15 protein-coding genes are annotated in these 16,782 nt (G+C 72.1%); 10 read left to right on the top strand and 5 right to left on the bottom strand.

What is annotated here, in order from left to right:
* Nucleotides 1-90: 90 nt before the first annotated feature.
* The 5 genes from ABT095_RS16030 to ABT095_RS16010 all read right to left on the bottom strand — a co-directional run bounded on the left by ABT095_RS16030 (nt 91) and on the right by ABT095_RS16010 (nt 4,646).
* On the bottom strand, nt 91-600 hold the full coding sequence (locus ABT095_RS16030) for a Pycsar system effector family protein (protein WP_350530010.1): 510 nt from the start codon (nt 598-600) through the stop codon (nt 91-93).
* Nucleotides 601-664: 64 nt separating this feature from the next.
* Entirely contained in the window at nt 665-1,159 is a 495-nt protein-coding gene (locus tag ABT095_RS16025) for a hypothetical protein (protein WP_350530009.1), read from the bottom strand.
* 28 nt (nt 1,160-1,187) lie between these two features.
* A complete protein-coding gene (locus tag ABT095_RS16020; protein WP_350530008.1) occupies nt 1,188-1,988 on the bottom strand; it encodes a hypothetical protein in 801 nt (266 codons plus the stop codon).
* Between the two features lie 200 nt (nt 1,989-2,188).
* Nucleotides 2,189-3,349 carry a metallophosphoesterase gene (locus ABT095_RS16015; RefSeq protein WP_350530007.1) on the bottom strand — a complete coding sequence of 387 codons (1,161 nt, stop codon included), beginning with the start codon at nt 3,347-3,349 and terminating at the stop codon, nt 2,189-2,191.
* A 124-nt stretch (nt 3,350-3,473) separates the two neighbouring features.
* Nucleotides 3,474-4,646: a LacI family DNA-binding transcriptional regulator gene (locus ABT095_RS16010; protein WP_350530006.1), complete on the bottom strand. Its 1,173-nt coding sequence runs from the start codon at nt 4,644-4,646 to the stop codon at nt 3,474-3,476.
* 332 nt (nt 4,647-4,978) lie between these two features.
* Here ABT095_RS16010 and hisC point away from each other — a divergent pair, with 332 nt between their 5' ends.
* The 10 genes from hisC to ABT095_RS15960 all read left to right on the top strand — a co-directional run bounded on the left by hisC (nt 4,979) and on the right by ABT095_RS15960 (nt 16,780).
* A complete protein-coding gene (gene hisC, locus ABT095_RS16005) occupies nt 4,979-6,058 on the top strand; it encodes a histidinol-phosphate transaminase (protein ID WP_350530005.1) in 1,080 nt (359 codons plus the stop codon).
* A 115-nt stretch (nt 6,059-6,173) separates the two neighbouring features.
* The gene (locus ABT095_RS16000) at nt 6,174-7,475 is read left to right on the top strand and encodes a TrpB-like pyridoxal phosphate-dependent enzyme (RefSeq protein WP_350530004.1); all 1,302 of its coding nucleotides are present in this window, start codon (nt 6,174-6,176) and stop codon (nt 7,473-7,475) included.
* A 191-nt stretch (nt 7,476-7,666) separates the two neighbouring features.
* Nucleotides 7,667-9,079 (top strand): efflux RND transporter periplasmic adaptor subunit, encoded by a 1,413-nt coding sequence (locus ABT095_RS15995; protein WP_350530003.1) that lies wholly within the window; start codon nt 7,667-7,669, stop codon nt 9,077-9,079.
* On the top strand, nt 9,079-9,870 hold the full coding sequence (locus ABT095_RS15990) for an ABC transporter ATP-binding protein (protein ID WP_350530002.1): 792 nt from the start codon (nt 9,079-9,081) through the stop codon (nt 9,868-9,870). Before ABT095_RS15995 ends, ABT095_RS15990 begins: the two co-directional genes overlap by 1 nt.
* An 11-nt stretch (nt 9,871-9,881) precedes the next feature.
* Complete coding sequence (locus ABT095_RS15985; protein ID WP_350530001.1) at nt 9,882-11,069, top strand: ABC transporter permease; 1,188 nt, start codon at nt 9,882-9,884, stop codon at nt 11,067-11,069.
* An 11-nt stretch (nt 11,070-11,080) separates the two neighbouring features.
* Nucleotides 11,081-11,710 carry a hypothetical protein gene (locus ABT095_RS15980; RefSeq protein ID WP_350530000.1) on the top strand — a complete coding sequence of 210 codons (630 nt, stop codon included), beginning with the start codon at nt 11,081-11,083 and terminating at the stop codon, nt 11,708-11,710.
* Nucleotides 11,711-11,874: 164 nt separating this feature from the next.
* On the top strand, nt 11,875-12,558 hold the full coding sequence (locus tag ABT095_RS15975; RefSeq protein WP_350529999.1) for a VC0807 family protein: 684 nt from the start codon (nt 11,875-11,877) through the stop codon (nt 12,556-12,558).
* Nucleotides 12,559-12,698: 140 nt separating this feature from the next.
* Nucleotides 12,699-13,466, top strand: a complete 768-nt coding sequence (locus ABT095_RS15970; RefSeq protein WP_350530039.1) for a response regulator transcription factor — start codon at nt 12,699-12,701, stop codon at nt 13,464-13,466.
* 4 nt (nt 13,467-13,470) lie between these two features.
* A complete protein-coding gene (locus tag ABT095_RS15965) occupies nt 13,471-14,979 on the top strand; it encodes a sensor histidine kinase (protein ID WP_350529998.1) in 1,509 nt (502 codons plus the stop codon).
* A 259-nt stretch (nt 14,980-15,238) separates the two neighbouring features.
* Complete coding sequence (locus ABT095_RS15960; RefSeq protein ID WP_350529997.1) at nt 15,239-16,780, top strand: cytochrome ubiquinol oxidase subunit I; 1,542 nt, start codon at nt 15,239-15,241, stop codon at nt 16,778-16,780.
* Nucleotides 16,781-16,782 lie beyond the last annotated feature (2 nt).

Raw genomic sequence — 16,782 nt, 5'->3', positions numbered from 1 at the left:
GTACCGAAGGTAGGGAGCGGCCGTTGTGGTCGGCGTCCCGCGCGGGAGTGCTCTGCCGGGGTAGCTCTCAGGTATGACGAGGTTCGCGGGTCAGGCGGCGGAGCCGACCAGGAGGCCGGCCAGGAGCAGGACCAGGGAGGCCGCGCCGAGGGTCATGCCGTCGCTGATCCGGCGGTACTTGGTGGCGACCGAGCGGGCCAGGGCGGCGAGTTGGGCTATGTCGCGGTCCAGCGGGTCGGTGTCGGTGAGGTGGCCGCGGATCTGTTCGGGGGTGAGGGTGCCGCTCGCGAGGTCGACGAAGCTGTGCAGGCGCTCGGTCGGGCCGGAGGGCAGCCGGGGGCGGACCGCCGAGCCGAGCAGGGCCAGCGAGACGGTGGCGGCCAGGCAGCCGACCCAGAACAGGATCTGGCCGAACACCCCGTACTGGTACGGCTTGGTGGCCGCGGAGCTGACCGCGCTCGCGACGGCGCCGAGGGCGACGCCGAGGGCGGCCAGCAGCAGGCCGGCCTTCTGGTCGGCCCGGGTCAGCTCCTCCCTGGTCTCGGCGAGCAGGGTGCGGGCCAGGATCTGGGCGTTGTCGTTCTCGGACGGGCTGGTCATCCGGGCTCCTCGGCTGGGCGGTCGGCTGAACTGACGATCAGTAGGATGCCCGAGGTGCGCCGGTTCAGGCCGGTGCGGGGGTGCTGCGGCTGCTGCCGGGCGGCCAGCGGACGTCCACCGGCAGGCCGGCGGCGCGGGCCGCGCGGACCATGTCGGCGGTGCCGCCCGGGCGCTCGGCCCAGGCGCCGTCCCAGAGGGCCAGCAGGCGGTCGGCGCGGCTCAGCAGCACCTCGTTGGCGGCCCGGTAGGCGGCGGGGCCGGCCTGGGCGTGCGGCACGGCCACCACTTCGGCAGCGGCCCCGAGCAGCCGGTCGAAGGCCGGTGCGTAGTCCGCGCTCACCTGGGTGGCCCGGTAGTCGGCGGCCGGGACGACGGCCACCAGACGGCCGCCGAGCGCGAGGACGGCCTCGGCGAAGAGGGCGTCGGCGCCGGCGGCGAGGCAGGACAGACCGGTCAGCGGCGGGGCCTGCCCGCGCAGGTACTCGGTGACGGCGGCCCGCAGCCCGGGCAGGCTCGCCGGGCTCAGGTCGATGTGACCGGTCACGGCGATCGCCGTCATGGTGCTCCAGGCGTGCGGGGGGTGGCGGTCAGACCTCGTCCGGGCCGGTGAAGTCGGGGGAGCTGAAGCCTGGGCTGGAGAAGTCCGAGCCGGTGGCCTCGGGGCCCGGGCTGGTGAAACCCGGGCTGGAGTAGTGGGCGCTGGAGTAGCTGGGGCTGATGTAGCGGGGCCCCGCGGGTGTCGAAGGGCCCGGGCGGGCGGAGAGGGCGGGTTCGCCGGAGAGGTTGGCGCGCAGGTAGGGCAGCAGGGCCTGCTCGCGCAGGGCGGTCAGCCAGAGCAGCCGGGCCTGGGCGATGTCCTCGCGCAGCTGCGGGTCCTGTCCGTCGGGGGCGGCGGAGCCGTCCCGCAGGGCGGTGAGCAGCAGCCCGACGGTGCCGACCACCAGGGCCACGGCGCCGACGCCGATCAGCACCCAGCCCGCGGTGACCAGTGCCTGGCCCAGCGTGAAGTCGGGGTTGGCGGCCCGCAGCAGGTACCCGAGCAGCAGCAGGACGGCCGCCGCGGCCCAGGCCAGCACGGGGGTGAGCACGGTGAGCACGGGGAAGAGCCCGGCGCCGTCCTCGGAGCGCAGCCGCCCGGAGAGGCCGGGGGGTGGTTCGTCCGGCTGTCTCAGGGCGGCGCGCAGCCCGGCGTAGTGCCGGTGCTCGTCGGCCGCCCCGGCGGCGATCTCCTCGGCGGCGAGCAGTGCTTTGGTGTGCAGCTGCTCGGCGGTGAGGTGCGGCCCGGGCTGGCCCAGGGCGTCGAGGATGGCAGGGTCACGCAGTGCTTCGTCGAGGGTGCGCTCGAAGTCCGGGCGGTCCTCGGCTGGCAGGTGCGGGGTGTCTGTCATGGGTACCCCGTTCCGCTTGGTCACGGAGGTGGACGGTGGGGCCCGGCCGGGGCGGGTGGGGCGACGGCCGGGCGGGTGAGTTGATGGTAGGGGCGTCCGCCGACTCCGAGACAGTCGCTTTCCGGATTTTCAGTACCGTCAGCGGAAGGTCAGGGCCCGCTGACGGAAAGTCAGTACCGCGGGCGGGCCCCGACGCCGCGTCAGTTCAGTGGCAGCCGGGCCACCAGCAGGCGGCCCTCCATGGTCACGCCGCCGTCCATCGCGATGGCCAGCTCGTCCGCATAGATGTACGGACCGGGAACGTGCGGCGGGGTGCCGTCGTCCAGGTGGGTCGAGCCGGTGAGGTACGGGATCGGGCTGTGGCCGTGCACCACGCGCTGCCCGCCGTACGCGCCGAGCAGCTCGTGCACGGCCTGCGGGCCGGCGTCGCCGCGGAAGGCGAAGCGCTTGGTGAAGCGGCGGAAGCAGTCCCACCACTCGTCGGCGCCCTCCTCGGTGAGCAGGTGGTGGACGGCGTCGTTGACCTCGGTGATCGACTCGCCGTACTCGAGGTAGGCGGTGGTGTCGGAGTGCAGCAGCAGGTGGCCGTCCTCGAGGGCGAGGGCGGGCAGCCGGGAGAGCCAGCTGATGTGGTGGGTCTGCAGCCGTTCGAGGTCCTGCTGCTGGCCGCCGTTGAGCCGCCAGGCGGCCAGGAAGGAGGCGGTGCCGGCGGTGGACTGCACGGGCTCGTCGCCGTACTTGGCGGCGCCCAGGAAGAGCAGTTCGTGATTGCCCATCAGGGCCCGGCAGTAGCCCCCGGCGGCGGCGGCCTCGGCGGCCAGCTGCATCACCAGGTCGATCACGCCGATGCCGTCCGGGCCGCGGTCGGTGAAGTCGCCGAGGAACCAGACCCGGGAGCGCCCGGCGGCCCAGTGGCCCTCGGCGTCGATCAGGCCCTGCTGGTGCAGCGCGGCGAGCAGCTCGTCCAGGTAGCCGTGCACGTCGCCGACCACGTAGAGCGGGCCGGGGGCCTCGCCGGGCTCGGGCTGCGGGTACGGGAAGTTCAGCTCCTCGATCGGCTTGCCGAACTTGTCGAGCGGCGGGCCGAGCTCGATGGTCGGCGGGTCCTCGGCCGCGGGTGCCTGCGGGTGGACCGGCTCGCCGGGGTGTGCCTGCTGACTGGCCGTCGGCCAGTGCGCCTCGAGGAAGCGCGCGCCGCCGTAGCCGCTGGTGGTGGTGTAGCCGTACCCGGCCTCGGGCTCGAATCCGGGCTCTGGCTCGGGCTCGTAGTACGAGCCGTACGGGAGCACGTCGAGGTCCGGCTGGTGGCGGGGGCCTGAGTCGGGCAGTTCAGGCCCGGGGAAGCGGTCCTCGGGTGTCATTCGCCCATCATAGGAAGACCACTCTCCCGGCGTCCTCACCTGGTCGGTATCCAATCGTCGGGAGAGTCCTCGCGGGGCTGCGGTGGCGGGTGGTATCGCCCGGTCTGTCCGGACCTGGGGAGGTCTAGACCTCACCGGGCGAGCGGGGCGGGCTGATGGTGGTGCGGGGGCTGCGTGGCTGGGAGGAGGCCCGGACGATCAGCTCGGTGGGCATCAGGGTGCCCGGCGGCGGGCCCGTCCCGGCGGTGCGGAACCTGGGCGGGAAGAGCCGGCCGGTCGGTGCGTCGGGCACGGTCACCCCGGTGCCCGAGTCGACTCCCTCGATGGCGTCGATCAGCAGGTTGACGACGGTGGTGCCGATCCGGCGCGGCTTGAGCGACAGGGTGGTGATCGGCGGCTCGGTGGTGGCGTACACGTCGGACTCGCTGCAGCAGACGAGCAGCAGGTCGTCCGGCACCCGCAGGCCGTACCGGCGGGCGGCGGCCAGCAGGTCGGTGCCGTTGGGGTCGAACAGGCCGTACACCGCGTCCGGACGGTCCGGGCGGGCGAGCAGGCGGTCGGCGGCGACGGCGCCGGCGGCCGGGTCGTGGGCCGGGTAGGTCTCGTAGACCGGCTCCTGGCCGACCCGCTGGCACCAGCCGAGGTAGGCGTCGGTGGAGAGCCGGGTGTAGGTGTCGGTGGAGGTGCCGGTGAGCAGGCCGATCCGGCGGGCGCCGGCCTCGCTCAGGTGGTCGAGGATGCCGAGCACGGCGGCCTCGTGGTCGTTGTCGACCCAGGCGGTGACCGGGCAGTTGCCCGGCTTGCCGTCGCTGACCACCGGCACACCGGACCGGTACAGCTCGCTGACCAGCGGGTCCTGGTCGGGCGGGTCGATCACCACGGTGCCGTCCAGGGCGATGTTGCTCCAGACGTCGTGCCGTGACGAGGCGGGCAGCACCACCAGCGCGTACCCCCGGCTGAGCGCCGCACTGGTCGCGGCGCGCGCCATCTCGGCGAAGTAGGCGAACTCGGTGAAGGTGAACGGCTCCTCGCCGTACGTGGTGACGGTCAGGCCGATCAGCCCGGACCGGCCGGTGCGCAAGGTCCGGGCGGCGGCGGACGGGCGGTAGCCGAGGCGCTCCGCCACCTCGCGCACTCGGCTTCTGGTCTCGTCGGGCAGGCGGCCCTTGCCGTTCAGGGCGTCCGAGACCGTGGTGATCGACACTCCGGCGGCTGCTGCCACATCCCGGATGCCGGCCCGCTCCAGACGCCGCGAGGCGGTGGGTCGCCGACCGCTCTGGTTGGCTGCTGCTGTCATGGCGAACCGATCGTATGGCGCATGACGCCGCTCTGTGACCGGGGCGTCACTCGGCCGAGAAGAACCGTTTCTCCATGAGCCTGTCGCGTCGGGCCCCTTGGAAACCCGCTCCGTTTCGGCCTTCTTACCTCTGACATGTGCCATTGGAACCCGGCAGAATGGCTGATTGGCACCCCTGAACCGGACGAGCATCTCACCCCTACGGGTGAGAGCGGTCGGTATCGTTCGGGGCACCCGACCGGGGTGGTCACGGGTGCCGGGCACGTGCTCGGTGCGCCGGTGACCCCGGGCGTACGCAGAGCGCCTCAACGAGAACGACGAAGGAGTGCACCGTGAGTGGCACGGCAGCGCAGGCCCCCCGGCTCCGGCCGACCCTGGACGGCATCCCCACCTACAAGCCCGGCAAGCCCGCCAGCGCGGACTCGTACAAGCTCTCGTCCAACGAGAACCCGTACGAGCCGCTGCCGGGCGTGCTGGAGGCGGCCGTCGCCGCGGCGGGCTCGCTCAACCGCTACCCCGACATGGGCGCCACCGAGCTGACGGCCGAGCTGGCCGGGCGGTTCGGCGTGCCGGCCGAGCACATCGCACTGGGCACCGGCTCGGTGAGCGTGGCGCAGTCGCTGGTGCTCTCCACGGCGGGCCCGGGCGATGAGGTGATCTTCGCCTGGCGCTCCTTCGAGGCCTACCCGATCATCACCCAGGTCGCGGGCGCGACCCCGGTGCCGGTGCCGCTCACCTCGGGTGAGGCGCACGACCTGGACGCGATGCTGGCCGCGATCACCGAGCGCACCCGGCTGATCTTCGTCTGCAACCCGAACAACCCGACCGGTGTCGCGATCCACCGCGAGGAGCTGCTCCGCTTCCTGGACGCCGTCCCGGGCGACATCCTGGTCGTCCTGGACGAGGCGTACCGCGAGTTCATCCGCGACGAGCGGGTGCCGGACGGCATCGAGCTCTACCGCGACCGGCCGAACGTCTGCGTGCTGCGCACCTTCTCCAAGGCGTACGGCCTGGCCGGCCTGCGGGTCGGCTTCGCGATCGGGCACGAGCCGGTGGCCACCGCGCTGCGCAAGACCGCCATCCCGTTCGGCGTCAGCCAGCTCGCCCAGGACGCCGCCGTGGCCTCGCTGCGGGCGGAGGACGCGCTGCTGGTCCGCGTCGAGGCCCTGGTCGAGGAGCGCGCCCGGGTCGCCGCCGAGCTGGCCCGCCAGGGCTGGGAGCTCGCCGACTCGCAGGCCAACTTCGTCTGGCTGCGCCTGGGCGAGAAGACGATGGACTTCGCCGCCGCCTGCGGCGCGGCCGGCGTCGTGGTCCGCCCCTTCCCGGGCGAGGGCGTCCGGGTGACCATCGGCGAGGTCGCGGGCAACGACATCTTCCTCGCGACGGCGGAGGCCTTCCGCAAGGAGCTGTAGGACTGGACCGGTTGAGGGGCGCACCGGTCGGTGCGCCCCTCAACTGTTGGTGTGGCGGGGGCGCGGCGGTGGAAGGGAACCCGCGTCCCCCGTCGTCTGCGGAGAGCGGAGTCCGATGGAAACCGTGAAGTTCCTGCTGCCCGAGAGTCAGGCTCCCACCACCTGGTACAACGTGGTGCCGGATCTGCCGGGGGTGCTGCCGGCGATGCTGCATCCGGGGACGAAGGAGGCGGTGACGGCGGCGGATCTGGCGCCGTTGTTCCCCGAGGCGGTGGTGGAGCAGGAGTTGGGGGCGGGCCGGGAGGTGGAGATCCCGGGGGCGGTGCTCGAGGTGTACCGGCAGTGGCGGCCCAGTCCGCTGGTGCGGGCGCGGCGGCTGGAGCGGGAGTTGGGGACGCCGGCCCGGATCTACTTCAAGTACGAGGGGGTCAGCCCGACGGGGAGCCACAAGGCGAACACGGCGGTGCCGCAGGCGTACTACAACCGGCAGGCCGGGGTGCGGCGGCTGGTGACGGAGACCGGGGCCGGGCAGTGGGGGAGTTCACTGGCGATGGCCTGCTCGTACTTCGGGTTGGAGTGCGAGGTGTACATGGTGCGGGTCAGCTACGACCAGAAGCCGTACCGGCGGGGGCTGATCGAGACCTTCGGGGGGAGCGTGCACCCGAGCCCGAGCGGGCGGACGGCCGCCGGGCGGGCTGCGCTGGCGGCGGACCCGCAGGCCTCGGGGAGCCTCGGGCTGGCCATCTCGGAGGCGGTCGAGGTGGCGGCGGGCAGCGGCGGTGAGACCAAGTACGCGCTGGGCTCGGTGCTGAACCACGTGCTGCTGCACCAGACGGTGATCGGCCTGGAGGCGCTCCGGCAGTTCGAGCTCGCGGACGACTACCCGGACGTGGTGATCGGCGCGGCCGGCGGCGGGTCGAACTTCGGCGGCCTGGCCCTGCCGTTCCTGCGGGAGCAGTTCGCCGGCGGGCGGCGCCTTCGCGCGCTCGCGGTGGAGCCGACGGCCTGCCCGTCGCTGACCGAGGGGCGGTACGAGTACGACTTCGGGGACAGCGCGGGCATGACGCCGCTGGTCAAGATGCACACGCTGGGGCGCGACTTCGTGCCGCCGCGGATCCACGCGGGCGGGCTGCGCTACCACGGCATGTCCCCGGTGATCAGCCATCTGAAGGAGCAGGGGGTGGTGACGGCCCGGGCGGTCGGGCAGCGGGAGTGCTTCGAGGCGGGGGTGCGGTTCGCCCGCTGCGAGGGGGTGGTGCCGGCGCCGGAGTCGGCGCACGCGGTGAAGGCCGCGATCGACGAGGCGCTGGAGTGCCGGGAGACCGGGGAGGAGCGGGTGATCCTGTTCTCGCTGAGCGGGCACGGGCACTTCGACATGCAGGCGTACCTGGACCACTTCGCGGAGGAGCAGGAGTAGCCCCCGTCTGAGGATGTACATCCGGATGTGCTGGGAACTCGCTGGGAGCCTGATCAAGGGTTTCCCAGCGGGAGGTAGACAGCTGGGTGCACGGGCCCGGGTCTGTCAACAAATGTCCGGATCGCTGGGGTCAGGTTCCTCCCAGGCAGGGCTCAGGGGTTGGCAAGAGCGGCGGGCCAGGCTTTGGCGTCATGAAGGTGCTCCCGCGACGGCGTGGTGCCGTCCTAGTCAACTCCGCGCTCGGCGTGGCCCTGCTGGCTGCGGCGGCGCTCGCGTACACCACCCTTGACAGCAGCCAGAGTTCGGCGGCCGGCCGGACCCAGGCCCGGACGGCGACGGTGGCCAAGGGCACCGTCCTGGCCACGGTGTCCGGGTCCGGCACGCTCACCTCGCCCAGCGACAGCGGGCAGGACTTCGTCACCGGCGGCAAGCTCGCCTCGGTCAAGGTCGCGGTCGGTGACACGGTGAAGAAGGGCCAGGTGCTCGCCACCGTCGACACCACCGACGCCCAGCAGCAGGTCAACGCCGCGCAGTCGGCGCTCAACACCGCCGACGCCAACCTCACCAAGGCCGAGGCCGGGGTGACCACGACCACCACCCAGCAGCTCCCGGGCACCGGAAGCACCGGCAGCGGCAGTGGCACCGGCAGTGGCGGCGGAGGCCGCGGCGGCCAGCAGGCCACGCCCGCGCCGCAGACCACCACGATCACCACCACCAAGGTGGACGACGCCCAGGTGGCCCAGGCCCAGCAGCAGGTGGACACCGCCAAGACCTCGCTCGCCAACGCCCAGACGGCGCTGGCCGGCACCACCCTGTTCGCCTCCGCGGACGGCACGGTGGCCTCGATCTCCGGCAAGGTCGGCGACACCGTCGGTGCCACCTCGGCCGGCTCCGGCGGCGGCAACTCGAAGACCGGCGGCGGTAGTTCGAACAGCAGCAGCAGTTCGTCCAGCAGCGCGCCGAGCGGCTTCATCGTGCTCACCAACCCGAGCGGGATGCAGGTCAGCGCCTCCTTCTCGGAGCTGGACTCGCTCAAGCTGAAGAAGGGCGAGGCGGCCACCGTCACGCTCAACGCGCAGTCCGACACCGTCCTCAACGCGACCGTGCTGTCGGTCAGTTCGCTGCCGACCACGAGCGGTGGCGGCAGTGGCGCGAGCAGCGCGGTGCAGTACGGCGCGCTGCTGCAGATCAGCGGTGACACCAGCAAGCTGCGCACCGGCCTGAGCGCCACCATCTCGGTCACCACCGGTGAGGCCGACAACGCCCTCTCGGTGCCGACGGCCGCCCTCCAGGGCACCGGCTCCACCCGGACGGCCACCCTGGTGCACGACGACGGCACCACCGAGCGGGTGGACGTCACCGTCGGCATCGAGGGCGACGCCACCGTGCAGGTGGTCTCCGGCCTGGCGGCGGGCGACAAGGTGCAGCTCACCGCGACCACGGCGGGCACCGGCAACGGCTTCCCCGGCGGCGGCTTCCCCGGGCTGACCGGCGGGGCCGGCGGCTTCGGCGGCGGTACGGGCCGCGGTGGTGCGGGCGGCGCGGGCGGTGGCGGCGGTGGCCGCAGCGGCGGCAGCGGTGGCGGCGGCGGAGGCCGGGGCTGATGCCGGGCCTGCAGCCGCCTCCCGTCATCCAGATCCGCCAGGTCACCAAGGCGTACGGGCACGGGGACGCCACGGTGCACGCGCTGCGCGGCCCGGCCGATCCGGCCACCGGGGCCCCGCTGGGCGTCACGCTGGACATCGAGCAGGGCGACTTCGTCGCGGTGATGGGCAGCTCGGGCTCCGGCAAGTCGACCCTGATGAACATCCTGGGCTGCCTGGACGTGCCGAGCTCCGGCCGGTACCTGCTGGACGGCATCGACGTGGGCCACCTGGACGAGAGCCAGCTCTCGCTGGTGCGCAACCGCAAGATCGGCTTCATCTTCCAGTCCTTCAACCTGGTGCCGCGCACCACGGCGCTGGCCCAGGTCGAGCTGCCGCTCGCCTACGCGGGCGTGCGCGCCGCCGAGCGGCGCCAGCGGGCGCTGGCCGCGCTGGAGCTGGTCGGGCTGGCCGACCGGGCCGGCCACAAGCCCAACGAGCTCTCCGGCGGGCAGCAGCAACGCGTCGCCGTGGCACGGGCGTTGGTCACCGCCCCGGCGATGCTGCTGGCCGACGAGCCGACCGGCAACCTGGACAGCCGCTCCACCGAGGAGGTGCTGTCGATCATCGACCGCCTCAACGCGACCGGCCGCACCGTGGTGCTGATCACCCATGAGGACGAAGTCGCCCACCACGCCAAGCGGGTGATCCGCCTGGTGGACGGCGCGGTCATCCAGGACGTCCGGCAGGCACCCGTGCAGGGCCCGCCGCCCGCGCTGAGGGCCTATGACCTCGATGGGGTGCGCGCGTGATCCTCTGGCAGATGCTCCGCTTCGCCCTCGGCGGGCTGGCGGCCAACAAGGTGCGCTCGGCGCTCACCATGCTCGGTGTGCTGATCGGCGTCGCCTCGGTGATCCTGCTGCTCGCCGTCGGCAACGGCTCCTCCACCGCGGTGAAGAACTCGATCACCTCGCTGGGCACCAACTCGCTCACCGTGTCGTCCAGCTCGCTGCGTGGTACCGGCGCCGTGGCGAAGAAGCTCACGGTGGCCGACGCCAAGGCGCTGGCCACCGCCGCCGACTCGCCCTCGATCAAGTCGGTCGCCCCGGTGGTCACCACCTCGGCCACCGCGCTGTACGGCAACATCTCGTACACCCCCGGCCAGGTGGTCGGCACCTACCCGGCGTACTTCGAGACCGCCAACCAGAAGGTCACCAAGGGCGACTACTTCAGCAACGACGACGTGCTGAACTCCCGCAAGGTGGCCGTGATCGGCTCCACCACGGCCTCGCAGCTGTTCGACACCGCGGACCCGGTGGGCAAGAAGATCGTGCTGGGCGGCACGCCGTTCACCGTGGTCGGGGTGCTGCAGACCAAGGGCAGCACCGGCTTCAACGACCCGGACGACGTGGTGATCGCGCCGCTGCCCACCGTGCAGAACGCCTTCACCGGCTTCGGCTCGGTCAACCAGATCCTGGTGCAGGCCAGTTCGGCCGACACCACGACGGCGGCGCAGAGCGACATCACCCGGGTGCTGATGGGCACCCACGCGATCGCCGACCCGACCAAGCTGGACTTCCGGGTCAGCAACCAGGCCTCGCTGCTGACCGCCCGGGAGAGCACCACCAAGACCTTCACGGTGCTGCTCGGCGCGGTGGCCGCGATCTCGCTGCTGGTCGGCGGGATCGGCATCACCAACATCATGCTGGTCACCGTCACCGAGCGGACCAGGGAGATCGGCATCCGCAAGGCGCTCGGCGCCCCCAAAGGCGTGATCCTCGGGCAGTTCCTGACCGAGTCCACCCTGCTCTCGGTGATCGGCGCCGGGCTCGGGGTGCTCGCCGGGATCGCCGGATCGCACTTCAGCATCGTCGGCATCAAGCCGGTGGTCATCCCGGAGTCCGTGCTCGGTGCCTTCGCCATCGCGGTGGCCATCGGGCTGTTCTTCGGCAGCTACCCCGCCAACCGGGCCGCCTCGCTGCGCCCGATCGAAGCCCTCCGGCACGAGTAGGAGCACCCGTCATGTCCGCCGAACACGACCCCAAGAAGCTGGAGCTGCTGGCCACCGCGCCGGACGCCCGCGACATCAGCGCCGAGCTGGCCGCGCCGCCGCGCCGCAAGCTGCCCTGGCTCACCCTCGCCCTGGCCGGAGCCGTGCTCGCCACGGTCTCCTTCGCCGGCGGCGTCTGGTACGAGCAGGGCAACGGCAAGAGCGGCACCGGCAACGTCCGGGCCTCCGGCCAGGGGCGGCAGGGCGGCCAGGGCGGCTACGGAGGTCAGGGCGGCTACGGCCAGGGCGGCACCCGCCGGCAGGGTGGCGGCCAGGGCCAGGGCCAGGGCGGCTTCACCCGCGGCACGGTCAAGTCGGTGGACGGCACCACCGTCTACCTGACCGACGCCAACGGCAACACCGTGAAGGTCTCCACCGGCGACCAGACCAAGGTGCAGCTCAACAAGGAGGGCAAGGTCACCGACCTGCAGCCCGACCAGAGCGTGACGGTGGTCGGCACCCCCGACGCCAACGGCGGCCTCGACGCCAGCCAGCTGATGGAGGGCGCAGCCGGCGGGTTCGGCGGCGGCTTCGGCGGCCGCGGCGGTGGCGGTGGCCAGCAGGGCGGCGGTCAGCAGGCGGGCGGCCAGCCGCAGGGCTGACGCCCCGTCGACGAGCTGCGGACGGTCGGCCGCCCCGGGCCGACCGTCCGCGTACGTGCGCTCCGGGCGAAGTACTTGTTCCGCGTACGCCCGTTGATGGCGGGGCCGGGGGGTCTTCCACTACTGTCCCGCCTGGCAGGATTTGAAGATCAACGGGGGATTTCGTGTCGGACCAGAATCCGGCCCGCAGGAGCGGCGGCTCGGCCGCGCTCGGCTGGGCGCTCACCATCGTCTGCAACATCGTCGCCCCGGTGGTGACGTACGGTCAGCTCACCGACCACGGGTACGGCGAGTTCACCGCGCTGCTCGCCTCGGCCGTCTGGCCGGTGATCGACCTGCTGATCTACCTGGCCTGGCACCGCAAGGTCGACGAGTTCGCCGTGATCAGCCTGGTCTTCCTGGTGCTGACCATCGTGGTCTCGCTGGCCGGCCCGCACGACGCGCACCTGCTGCTGGTGAAGGACTCCTTCGTCACCGGCCTGTTCGGGGTGGTCTGCCTGGCCACCCTCGCCGCGCCCCGGCCGCTGATGTTCTACTTCGGCCGAAAGTTCGCCACCGACGGCACGAAGGAGGGCGCCGAGCGGTGGAACTCGCTCTGGCAGTACCCCACCTTCCGCACCGTCCAGCGCAACCTCACCCTCGGCTGGGGCCTGGCGTACCTCGCGGAGGCGGCCCTGCGGATCGCCCTCTCGTACCGCCTCTCCACCTCCGCGATGGTGACCTTGAACTCGGTGCTCAGCTACGGGGTGACCGGTCTGCTGGTGCTGTGGACGGTGCTCTACGCCAAGCGCGCCCGGGCCAAGGGGGCCGCGGCCACCGCGGCCGCCGCCGCAGCTCAGGCGGCCTGATCCGCTGCCGTCCGGTGGCAAGACCTTGATGCACCTGTGACCGGTTAATAGCCTCTTCATCAACCCGGCATAGCTTCTGCGGGCTATCGTCCTTCGATGATGGGAAACGAACGACCGGGAGGCGGTAAGCCGTGCAAGGGATGGTGTCGGGCGGCGCGCAGACGGCGGGCGGCGCAGTGAGCGGCGCCCAGGGCGGCGAGGCCTTCCTGCTGGTCGTCGACGATGAGCCGAACATCCGGGAGCTGCTGGCCGCCTCGCTGCGCTTCTCCGGCTTCAGGGTGGCCTCCGCCGCCACCGGCGAGGAGGCCCTCGCGGCGGTGGCCACCGAGCGGCCCGACCTGGTGGTACTCGACGTGATGCTGCCCGACCTGGACGGCTTCACCGTGGTGGAGCGGCTGCGCGAGCAGACCCAGTGGCCGCACGCCGCCGAGCACGTGCCGGTGCTGCTGCTCACCGCCAAGGACGGCACCGGCGACAAGGTGCAGGGCCTGGCGGCCGGCGCGGACGACTACGTGACCAAGCCGTTCAGCCTCGAGGAGCTGATCGCCCGGATCCGGGCGATCCTGCGCCGGGCGGGCGGCCCGGCCGAGGACGGCCGCCTGGTGGTGGCCGACCTCACCCTCGACCCGCTGGCCCACGAGGTGACCAGGGCCGAGCGCCCGGTGGCGCTCTCGCCCACCGAGTTCAAGCTGCTGCACTACCTGATGGCCAACGTCGGCCGGGTGGTCTCCAAGGCGCAGATCCTCGACCACGTCTGGGCGTACGACTTCGGCGGTGACCTCTCGATCGTCGAGTCCTACATCTCCTACCTGCGCCGCAAGCTCGACTCCGGCCCGGCGCACGGCCCCAAGCTGATCCACACGGTGCGCGGCATCGGCTACGCGCTGCGGCGCCCGCCGCAGGGCTGACCAGGTGCGCCTGCTCCGCCGGGTCTCCCTCCGGCGCCTCTCCCCCGCCCGGCTCTCGCTGCGCGCCCGGCTGCTGGTGCTGGCCCTGGCGCTGGTGACCACCGGGCTCGGGGTGAGCGACCTGGTGGTGGCCAGCACCGTGCGCACCCAGCTGGTGCAGCAGACCGACGACCAGCTGAAGCGGTTCGCCACCCAGCTCTCGCACCGGGCGCCGGGTGCCAGCCGCACCCCGGGGCAGGGGCCGAACGTCCGGCGGCTCGGGCAGATGCTGCCCAGCCAGTACCTGGTGGACTACCTGGACGTGGACGGCCGGGTGCAGCAGACCCTGCGGCAGCCGGCCGAGGCCGATCCGGGGCCCGATCTGGACGATCTCACCCCCGCCCAGCTGGTCGCCAAGGTGGGCGGCGCCTTCACCCTGCCCAACGAGCGGCGGGACGTCCACTGGCGGGTGGTGGTGCTGCCGATGCAGCGCTCGGACTTCGCCGTGTCCGGCGTGCCGGGCTATCTGCTGGCCGCGGTCTCGCTGGACGACGTGGACTCCACGGTGGCCCAGCTGCGCACCGCCTTCCAGGTCATCGGCGGCTCGGTGCTGGTGCTGATCGCGGGCCTCGGCTTCTTCGCGGTGCGCGCCGGGCTGCGGCCGCTGGCCCGGATCGGGCAGGACGCCGAGCTGATCGCCGCCGGCCGGCTCTCGCACCGGATGCCCGACCTGGACCCGCGCACCGAGGTCGGCCGGCTGTCGGCCTCGCTCAACGAGATGCTCACCCAGATCGAGGCCGCGTTCGCCGCCCGGGCGGAGTCGGAGGCGCGGATGCGGCGGTTCGTCGCGGACGCCTCGCACGAGCTGCGCACGCCGCTGGCCGGCATCCGGGGCTTCGCGGAGCTGTACCGGATGGGCGCGCTGGCCGGGCCCGCCGAGGTGGAGCGGACCATGCAGCGGATCGAGAGCGAGGCCGTCCGGATGGGCGGTCTGGTGGAGGACCTGCTGACCCTCGCCCGCCTGGACGAGGAGCGCCCGCTCGACCTGGCCCCGATGGACCTGCGGACCCTGGCCGCCGACGCGCTGCACGACATCACCGCGCTCGACCCAGGGCGGCCGGTCGCGCTGACCGGACCGCTCGGTACGGGGGCGCCGCAGGCCGCGCCGGTGCTCGGTGACGAAGCCCGGCTGCGCCAGGTGGTCACCAACCTGGTCGGCAACGCCGTCAAGCACACCCCCTCGGGCACCGCCGTCCGGATCGGGGTGGGCATGTCCCCGGCCGGCTGCCTCCTGGAGGTCGCCGACTCCGGCCCCGGCCTCACCCCCGAGCAGGCCGCCCGGGTCTTCGACCGCTTCTACCGGGTCGACCCCTCCCGCAGCCGCCTCGAGGGCCGCGGCGGCGCCGGCCTGGGCCTCGCGATCGCCGCCGCCCTGGCCCACGCCCACGGCGGCACCCTGACCCTCGACTCCACCCCCGGCGAGGGCGCGGCCTTCCGCCTGCTCATCCCCCAGGCCCGTCCGGCCCTGGGCTGAGGGCCGTCCGGCCCTGGGGCCGGACGGTCTCCTTATCTACGCTCTTCCTGAGTCGGAGCCGCTACACCTGCTCTGACCTGCGAATTCATCGATCTGTTCGAATGCTCCACCCCCCGCCGTCCTGGTGTGCCGGGGGGTGGTGTTCAATGCCCTTGTGAACGTGTTCACGTTCACAAGCGGGCAAGCGTGTGGGTTTTTGATCTTTCCGCATGCTAAGGATGCTTATGTCCTATTTGCGGCACAGTGAAGAGAGGGCGCAGTGGAGCTAGCAGTCGCTCACGAGACCATCGCGAGATGGCAGTTCGGCATCACCACGGTCTACCACTTCCTCTTCGTCCCGCTGACGATCAGTCTGGCCGCCATCGTGGCCGGACTGGAGACCGCCTGGGTGCGGACGGGCAAGGAGAAGTACTTCCACGCCACCAAGTTCTGGGGCAAGCTCTTCCTGATCAACATCGCGATGGGTGTCGTCACCGGCATCGTCCAGGAGTTCCAGTTCGGCATGAACTGGTCGGACTACTCGCGGTTCGTCGGCGACGTCTTCGGGGCGCCGCTGGCGATGGAGGCGCTGATCGCGTTCTTCTTCGAGTCCACCTTCATCGGCCTGTGGATCTTCGGCTGGGACAGGCTGCCGAAGAAGATCCACTGCGCCTGCATCTGGATGGTGGCGATCGGCACGGTGCTGTCGGCCTACTTCATCCTGGCGGCCAACTCCTGGATGCAGCACCCGGTCGGCTACACCGTCGACCCGGCCACCAAGAAGGCCCAGCTCACCGACATCGGCGCGGTGCTCTTCCAGAACACCACCCTGGTGCAGGTCTTCCACACCCTGACCGCCTCCTTCCTGACCGGCGCCGCCTTCATGGTCGGCATCGCCTCGCTGCACCTGTGGCGGGCCAAGCGCTCCGGCTCGGCGGACCGGAAGAAGACCGCCTCGATGCTCACCTCGCTGCGGGTCGGCCTGGCCGTCGCCAGCATCGCGGGCCTCGGCGTGGCGATCAGCGGTGACACCCTCGGCAAGGTCATGTTCGAGCAGCAGCCGATGAAGATGGCCGCCGCCGAGGCGCTCTGGGACACCCAGGCCCCCGCGCCGTTCTCGATCTTCGCCGTCGGCGACGTCAACAAGGGCCACAACTCGGTCGAGCTGGAGATCCCCGGGATACTGTCCTTCCTCGCCCACAGCGACTTCTCCTCCTCGGTGCCCGGCATCAACGACACCGCCGCCGCCGAGGCCGCCAAGTACGGCGGGCAGCCGATCGACTACATCCCCAACATCTTCGTGACGTACTGGGGCTTCCGGCTCATGATCGGCTTCGGGATGACCTCCTTCGTCGCCGCGCTGATCGGCCTGTGGACCACCCGGCGGAAGTTCTGGCTGGCGCCCGAGCACCGGGCCGGCGAGGACGGCATCCCGAAGCTGATGCTCACCAAGAACCGCGAGATGAGCCTCTTCTTCACCAGGTGGAGCTGGCGGATCGGCATCCTCACCATGGGCTTCCCGCTGATCGCCAACAGCTTCGGCTGGATCTTCACCGAGATGGGCCGCCAGCCCTGGGCCGTCTTCGGCCTGATGAAGACCGCCAACGCCGTCTCGCCGAACGTCAGCGTCACCACCCAGGTGATCGCGCTGTCCACCTTCACCGCGCTCTACGCGATCCTCGCGGTGGTCGAGGTGCGGCTGCTGGCCAAGTACGCGAACGCCGGCCCCAACACCGCCGAGCAGCCCCCGGCCAAGGACCCGACGCTGCGCGGTCCGTCCTCCGGGGAGGACGCCGACAAGCCCCTCGCCTTCGCCTACTGACG

Origin of the sequence: Kitasatospora sp. NPDC002227, from assembly GCF_040296285.1 — a bacterium.
Classification (GTDB): Bacteria; Actinomycetota; Actinomycetes; order Streptomycetales; family Streptomycetaceae; genus Kitasatospora.
This window is presented reverse-complemented; position numbering and strand designations above follow the sequence as displayed.